At 70.0% G+C, this 6238-nt stretch carries 7 protein-coding genes and 3 pseudogenes; 3 read left to right on the top strand and 7 right to left on the bottom strand.

Features of this window, described 5'->3' with window-relative positions:
- A partial coding sequence (locus EAO70_RS16670) for a Dps family protein (RefSeq protein WP_148003759.1) occupies positions 1-503 on the top strand: 503 nt, incomplete at its 5' end.
- Positions 504-1105: 602 nt separating this feature from the next.
- Here the strand turns inward: EAO70_RS16670 and EAO70_RS16665 are convergent.
- From EAO70_RS16665 to EAO70_RS16650, 4 genes and pseudogenes are all read right to left on the bottom strand, one after another.
- Positions 1106-1465: pseudogene (locus EAO70_RS16665) on the bottom strand (SRPBCC family protein); the annotation flags it as partial.
- 243 nt (positions 1466-1708) lie between these two features.
- Positions 1709-1978: a GlsB/YeaQ/YmgE family stress response membrane protein gene (locus tag EAO70_RS16660; protein ID WP_148003757.1), complete on the bottom strand. Its 270-nt coding sequence runs from the start codon at positions 1976-1978 to the stop codon at positions 1709-1711.
- Positions 1979-2011: 33 nt separating this feature from the next.
- Positions 2012-2362, bottom strand: a complete 351-nt coding sequence (locus tag EAO70_RS16655) for a hypothetical protein (protein ID WP_410091287.1) — start codon at positions 2360-2362, stop codon at positions 2012-2014.
- Positions 2359-3090, bottom strand: a pseudogene (locus tag EAO70_RS16650) (AAA family ATPase); the annotation flags it as partial. The gene EAO70_RS16655 and the pseudogene EAO70_RS16650, both read right to left, overlap by 4 nt.
- Between EAO70_RS16650 and EAO70_RS38495 the strand changes: the two are divergent.
- A pseudogene (locus tag EAO70_RS38495) lies at positions 3087-3526 on the top strand (GbsR/MarR family transcriptional regulator); the annotation flags it as partial. The pseudogenes EAO70_RS16650 and EAO70_RS38495 overlap by 4 nt on opposite strands.
- Positions 3527-3538: 12 nt before the next feature.
- Here EAO70_RS38495 and EAO70_RS16640 read toward each other — a convergent pair.
- The 3 genes from EAO70_RS16640 to EAO70_RS16625 all read right to left on the bottom strand — a co-directional run bounded on the left by EAO70_RS16640 (position 3539) and on the right by EAO70_RS16625 (position 5629).
- Positions 3539-4396, bottom strand: a complete 858-nt coding sequence (locus EAO70_RS16640) for a universal stress protein (protein WP_148003756.1) — start codon at positions 4394-4396, stop codon at positions 3539-3541.
- A gap of 106 nt (positions 4397-4502) precedes the next feature.
- Positions 4503-4955 carry a hypothetical protein gene (locus tag EAO70_RS37980; RefSeq protein WP_187283922.1) on the bottom strand — a complete coding sequence of 151 codons (453 nt, stop codon included), beginning with the start codon at positions 4953-4955 and terminating at the stop codon, positions 4503-4505.
- A complete protein-coding gene (locus EAO70_RS16625; protein WP_148003755.1) occupies positions 4952-5629 on the bottom strand; it encodes a CBS domain-containing protein in 678 nt (225 codons plus the stop codon). The genes EAO70_RS37980 and EAO70_RS16625 overlap by 4 nt, the downstream gene beginning before the upstream one ends.
- Positions 5630-5832: 203 nt before the next feature.
- On the opposite strand from EAO70_RS16625, the gene EAO70_RS16620 reads away from it, so the two are divergent.
- Positions 5833-6096 (top strand): DUF1918 domain-containing protein, encoded by a 264-nt coding sequence (locus EAO70_RS16620; protein ID WP_410091286.1) that lies wholly within the window; start codon positions 5833-5835, stop codon positions 6094-6096.
- The last annotated feature ends 142 nt before the right edge of the window (positions 6097-6238 follow it).

Genomic DNA, 6238 nt, shown 5'->3' with positions numbered 1-6238 from the left:
CTCTGCAGGGGCGGTTGCACGCTCTCAACGATCTGGCCCTCACTCTGAAGCACGTCCACTGGAACGTCGTCGGCCCGCACTTCATCGCCGTGCACGAGATGATCGACCCGCAGGTGGATGCCGTCCGGGAGATGGCTGACACCATGGCGGAGCGGATGGCCGCCCTCGGCGGGGTCCCGATCGGCACGCCGGGCGCCCTCGTCGCGGGGCGCACCTGGGACGACTACGAAGTGGGGCGCGCCGACGCCGTCGCACACCTCGGCGCGCTGGACCTGGTCTATACCGGCGTCATCGAGGACCATCGGGCCGCCATGAAGACGGCCGGCGACATCGACCCGGTGACGGAGGACATGCTGATCGGGCAGCTGGCGAAGCTGGAGCAGTTCCAGTGGTTCGTCCGCGCCCACCTGGAGAGCGGCAGCGGCCGCCTCAGCACCTCCGGCGCGCGCACGCTCAGCGAAGCCGCCGGCCAGGCCGTCCGCGCATCGTCCGGCGACGCATGACCGCAAAGTGCTGTCCGTTCTCATGAAGAAGCCGGACGACGTCGGTACGGTGGGAAGGTGCATCTTCGTTCCTGCCGGGCTGCTCCGTGAGCCGTACCGACGGACGGCCGCTCTGGAGGGGCGCCAGAACGGCTCTGGGGTAGCGGTCGGCATCTTCTCGGCAGCCGCCAACGGCCCGAGTTCCTGCGCGCGCTCTGTCGCGCGCAGGGGCTTGCCTGTCCTGATGCAGTCCGGTTCGGGTTTCGTTTCGGCTCAGGCGCTGACAGTTGGTGGTCGTAGGGACTCGGTTGTATGAAGCCGCTCTGGGAGCTGACTGAACGCGAGTACTTCGCCGCGGTCGGCAGCGTCCCGGCATGTCCGTGGGCAAGGCCTCTTTCCCTACGCTGACCGCGTTCCTTACCGGCACGGACCGGGTTGCCGCACACTGGGCCGACCTCGCGAGTGCGGTCCGGGGCTCAGAGTGGCGGGTGGAGTGTCACCGTGCCCGACGCCGGGTTCGTTGTCCCTCACGTCTTCCGGCGTGACTTGGGGAGCCTCGCCGATGAGGCCCACATCGAACCGGATCGGCGAGCGTGGACACGGCAAGGCTCGAATTCAGACCCGCCCCGCCAGGACCCGCTCTCTCGACCGCGATTCTCGATGTACTCCTTGAACCGCTTCAGGTCGCCGGTGATCTGGCGCTTCACGAAGCCGAGCTTGTCGCCGACGTTCTCCGCGAAGCCGTCCGGGTCGTAGTCGAGCTGCAGCATCACCTTCGTCCTGTTCTCGTCGAGGCGGTGGAAGGCGACCACGCCGGCCTGCTTGACCTCGCCGCTCAGCGTCGTCCAGGCGCCCCGCTCGCCGGGGATCTGTTCAGTGATCTCGACCTCGAACTCCTTGGTCACTCCGCCGATCTTGGCGAACCAGCGCGTCATGGTGTCGGTGTGCTGCTCGATGCGCTCCACCCCGTCCATGAAGTGCGGGCCACGAGCACCTCGGTGAAGCGGCGATGCGCGAGAAGCTGAGGGCGACGAACGTTCCCGCGGTGTCCACGGCGGTGATGTCGCGTACGACGCCGCGTGCTGTCGGGTGTGTGGGGTGGCGCACCGGGCTTCCTGAAAAGCGACGACGGAACTGCGGGGCTAACCCTCACATGTCGAACGGCCCCGCCCCTTTTCGAAGGGGCGGGGCCGTTCAGGCGCGGGTCGCGTCCCGCGAAGTGGCACTCAGGCGTGTCGTCGGTTGCCGGTGACGACGCGGTAGATCGCGAGGAGGATGACGGAGCCGATGATGGCCGCGACCCAGGTGGAGATCTCGAAGAAACCGTCGATGGAGTCGACGCCGAAGATGACCTTGCCGAGGAAGCCGCCCAGCAGGCCGCCTGCGATGCCGATCAGGATCGTGATGATGACACCACCGGGGTCCTTGCCCGGCATGATTGCCTTGGCGATGAAACCGGCGATGAGGCCGATCAGAATCCACGCGATGATGCCCATGAACGTCTCCTAGCTGCTGGTATAAAGTCTGCGTCAATGCGTCGTATACGCACGCAGGTCGTCTTCAAACCCTTCTGTCGTGAAGAGATCGGACCGTACGCGGTCGCCGGGGGCCGAGGCGCCGACCGCGAAGGTACCGAAGCGCCAGGCGACGAGCCCGCCGAGAGAGTCGCCGAAGACCGGTCCGTACAGCGCGCGCATCGAGCTGTTGGCGGACATGGAGGCCGCGAGCTCGGCCCGCTCGGCGGTCGTGGCGTACAGCCCTCCCAGGGATCCCGCGCCGCTCGCGACCAGCCCGCCGACGGCGACCGCCCAGATCAGGATCACCAGGCGGTCGCGGCGCAGGGCGAGCCGGGTGAGGGCCCAGGTGCCGGCGAGGCTCATGACGCCGCCTCGTCCGTGTAGTGGCGAAGGAACAGCTCTTCCAGGGGCGGCGGCGTCGAGGTCAGGCTCCGTACGCCCGACTCGGTCAGGGAGCGGAGGACGGCGCCGAGCCCCTCGGTGTCGACCTGTAACCACACACGGCAGCCACGGCCCCCTTCGGCCTCCCGGAGGGGGCCGTGGACCCCGGGCAGGCAGGCGAGACTGTTCGGCGGTCCGGCGAGTTCGGCGGTGACGCTGGTACGGGTCAGGTGCCGCAGCTCCGCCAGCGAACCCGACTCGACGGTCCTGCCTCTGCGGACGATGCTGACTCGGTCGCAGAGCGCCTCGACCTCGCTGAGTATGTGGCTCGATAGCAGGACCGTCCGGCCCCGTTCCCGGGCCTCCTCGACGCAGCTCCGGAAGACCTCCTCCATGAGCGGGTCGAGACCGCTGGTCGGCTCATCGAGGACGAGCAGGTCGACGTCGGCGGCGAAGGCTGCCACGAGGGCGACCTTCTGCCGGTTGCCCTTGGAGCAGGTGCGGCCCTTCTTGGCGGGATCGAGCTCGAAGCGCTCGATCAGCTGCGCGCGACGGGCCCTGTCGAGGGGCGCGCCCCGAAGCCGGCCGTAGAGGTCGATGACGTCGCCGCCGGTGAGGTTGCGCCACAGGGTCACGTCGCCGGGGACGTAGGCGATCCGGCGGAACACGTCGACGGCGTCGTGCCACGGGTCGCGGCCGAGCACTCGGGAGCGTCTTCGCGGCCCTCCTCGCCTCCGAGACCGCCTCCCTGACCTCCGCCGAACTCGCCCGACAGCTCCGGATCAGTCCGGCCGCCGTCTCAGGCGCGATCGGATACCTCACCCGGGTCGACATGGTCAGCCGCGAACGCGACCCGGGCACCCGCCGCGACCGCTACGTCCTCCACAACGAACTCTGGTACGAGACCTTCACCCGCCGCGACCAGGTGCTGGTCCGCTGGGGGGCCTCCACGAAGGCGCCGAAACCCTCGGCCCCGAAACCGCCGCCGGCCGTCGCACGGCCGAGACCGCGGAGTTCTTCGCCTTCCTCCACGGAGAGATGACCGGGATCATGGACCGGTGGCGAGAGCACCGGGCGCGCGATACCACGGCGGATGTCGAGACTCCACGGTCGGGGCGGCTGAGGCGGGGCGCGCCCGAGGGCTGATCGGCCCCGAGGTCAGGAGTGCGGCACGAGGACCACGGGTGCCGGGCTGTGGTGCAGCACCGCATGGGCCACGCTGCCGATGTGCGCGCCCAGCGCCGAATGCCGCTTGCGCCGACCCACCACCACCAGCGACGCCTCGCGGGCGGCCGTCACCAGTTCGGACCCGGCCGATCCCACCGCGACGCGGGCCGTCGCGTCGACGTCGGGGTGCTTCGCCCGCCAGGGGTCCAGCAGGCCGTCCAGCGAACCTCTGATCTCCGGAACCACGGAGAGGCGGAAGTCCGGGACCATGGCAGGTCCCATCCCGGCGTGCAGCGGAAGTTCCTGCACGTAGACGACGAGTACCTGGCTGTGCCTGCGCGCGGCCTCCTCGAAGGCGAAGCCCAGCACCGCGTCCATCGGCTGGCGCGCGTCGGCTCCTACGAGGACCGGGCCTTGCGGCGTCCGTGCGGGGTCCACGGCCCTGACGAGGACGACCGGTTGCTCGACGATTCCGGCGACCGTCAGACCGACCGAACCGAGTAGATAGCCGGCCACGCTGCCCAGCGCTCGCGAGCCGAGAACGAGGAGATCGCCTTCCCGGGCCGCCGTGACAAGACCGGGAACGGGCTCGTCGGCCAGCAGACGGGTGGTCACCGTGAGGCCGGGATGGCGCTTTCCCAGCTCGGTGGCGGTGCGTGTCACCATCTCCCCGGCCCACGCCTCTTCGTCGTCCCCCGCCGCGAACGGCAGCACGACTTCCGGCACAGGCGTCTTGGCGTGCACCAGCTCCACACGCGCGCCGCGCAGCAGTGCCTCCTCCGCCGCCCACTCCGCGGCGGCGTCCGCCTGTTCCGTACCGTCCAGGCCGACCACGATGCTCCGCGTCATGATCGTTCACCTCCTCGTTCGGTGTCGTCGATGTCGTACGTGAGACGGGTGCCGGAGACGGAGATGAAGCCGTCGGTCGTCGCGCACAGACGCTCGACCGCCGGGATCACGCCCCGGAAGGGCAGTCTGCCGCTGAGGTCCACCCCTCCGACACCACCCCGAGGGCCCGGCCGCCTCTGTCCACCACGGGAACAGCGGTCACCTGATGCTGTGAGAGGGTGCGGGCGATCTCCTTCTCGACCGTGTCCCGCAGGGACACACCGGGATCGGGTCCGGTGAGGTCGGCGCCGGGGACGACACGTTCCACCGCTTGACGGACCAACGCCGTTGCCTGGTCGCGCTTCACCGTCACTCCGGTTCTCGCAGGCGGCGACGTTCCCAGGCGCAGCGCCTCCCGCTCGCCGCGGCCCTCGTGCAGATGCCCGTCGACCGCCTCGGACAAGACGTTGTTGCCGCCGCCCGGCCGCTCGGCGAGCCGGGACCGTTCGCGTCGCCACGAGAACGTGGCCCGGGCGCTGTCGTAGTCGGGCGTGGCGGGTTCCACCCACAGGGCGTTCATCGCGGTGGTTCCGTGTCGAGCGCGAGGTTGTCGTAGGCGTACTCGACCGATGCGTGCAGGGCGACCACTCCGTCGACCGAGCGGCAGAGCCGCAGGATCACGGGGATGTCGGCGCGCTCGTCGACCCGGCCGGTCAGGGTGACGACCCCGTCGTCGACGCTCACATGGATCGTGTCGGGGGCGAGGCGCAGCGTGGCGTACAGGACGTCGTGCTCGATCTCGTCACGGATCGCGTCGTCGCTGCGCAGGAAGGGGCGGAGCAGGTCGCCGCGGCTGACGATCCCGGCCAGCCGGCCGGTCTCGTCGACCACGGGCAGTCGTTTCACGCTCTTTCGGTGCATCGTCCGAGCCGTTTCGGCGATGTTCCAGTTCGCCTTTGCCGTGACGGCCGGCGAGGACATCAGCTGGGCAGCCGTCTCCGCATCGGGAAGTCCTCGTTCCTGGGACAGCAGTCGGACGCCTGCCCAGCGGCCTTCCAGGTCGGGAAGCTCGGCTGTCGCGCGCAGCAGATCGGCCTCCGAGACCACGCCGAGCAGGCGCTGACCGGCGTCGACGACCGGCACCGCCGAGACGTCGCTCTCGACGAAGAGCCGGGCGATCTCCTTGAACGGGGTGTCCGGGGTGGCGGTGACCACGTCGTGTGTCATCACCTCGGAAACCGTGCGGTGCTGCATGACGGTCCTCCTTCACGGGGCGCGGCGGCCCCGGTAGATCTCACCCTGCTGCGTGAGACTCCGCCGGGGCAGTGCCGAATGGGGTCCCCTTCCAGGCCTGCTGGCCCCTATGGCAGCCGTCCGTACCGGGACTCAGGGTGGGAGGTGACAGCGCTGATGGCGGGAGTGTCGCGGTCGGGCGCTCGGGCCGGGAGGCGAGAACCATGACCGTGACCGGAGCACGACAGGAACAGGGGAGGCCCCGCGCCGGATTGTGGGCTCGCCTCGGCGACCGGGTCGTCGTGGGCGGTTCCACGGTCGGGGACGAGGGGCGTGACGGTGAGCGTCGGGTGCACCACGAGGACGGCACTCCGCCCTTCGACGTCCGATGGTCGGACACGGGCCGTGTCACTCTGGTGCTTCCCGGCCCGGACGCGCGGGTCCAGCACCTTCCGCCGCACGACACGATGGACGTGACGCCGCCCTGATCTCGCTGGGAGGCCGTGAACGCAGCCGCCGCGTCCACCACACCATGACGGATCTGGCCGAAACCACCGCATGCACTCGTGGTCCGGGCGGGCCGGGCCCGGGCCCGACCGGCCCTACCCGTCGCATGGGCGCGGTGCGAGC

Source organism: Streptomyces sp. adm13(2018), assembly GCF_008042145.1.
Classification (GTDB): domain Bacteria; phylum Actinomycetota; class Actinomycetes; order Streptomycetales; family Streptomycetaceae; genus Streptomyces.
This window is presented reverse-complemented; position numbering and strand designations above follow the sequence as displayed.

What these genes read in the sequence shown, in the direction of transcription:
- EAO70_RS16660 (WP_148003757.1), bottom strand. Translation starts at nt 1,978, where the DNA reads ATGGGCATCATCGCGTGGATTCTGATCGGCCTCATCGCCGGTTTCATC.
- EAO70_RS37980 (WP_187283922.1), bottom strand. Translation starts at nt 4,955, where the DNA reads ATGAACGCCCTGTGGGTGGAACCCGCCACGCCCGACTACGACAGCGCC.
- EAO70_RS16625 (WP_148003755.1), bottom strand. Translation starts at nt 5,629, where the DNA reads ATGCAGCACCGCACGGTTTCCGAGGTGATGACACACGACGTGGTCACC.
- EAO70_RS16620 (WP_410091286.1), top strand. Translation starts at nt 5,833, where the DNA reads ATGACCGTGACCGGAGCACGACAGGAACAGGGGAGGCCCCGCGCCGGA.
- EAO70_RS16655 (WP_410091287.1), bottom strand. Translation starts at nt 2,362, where the DNA reads ATGAGCCTCGCCGGCACCTGGGCCCTCACCCGGCTCGCCCTGCGCCGC.
- EAO70_RS16640 (WP_148003756.1), bottom strand. Translation starts at nt 4,396, where the DNA reads ATGACGCGGAGCATCGTGGTCGGCCTGGACGGTACGGAACAGGCGGAC.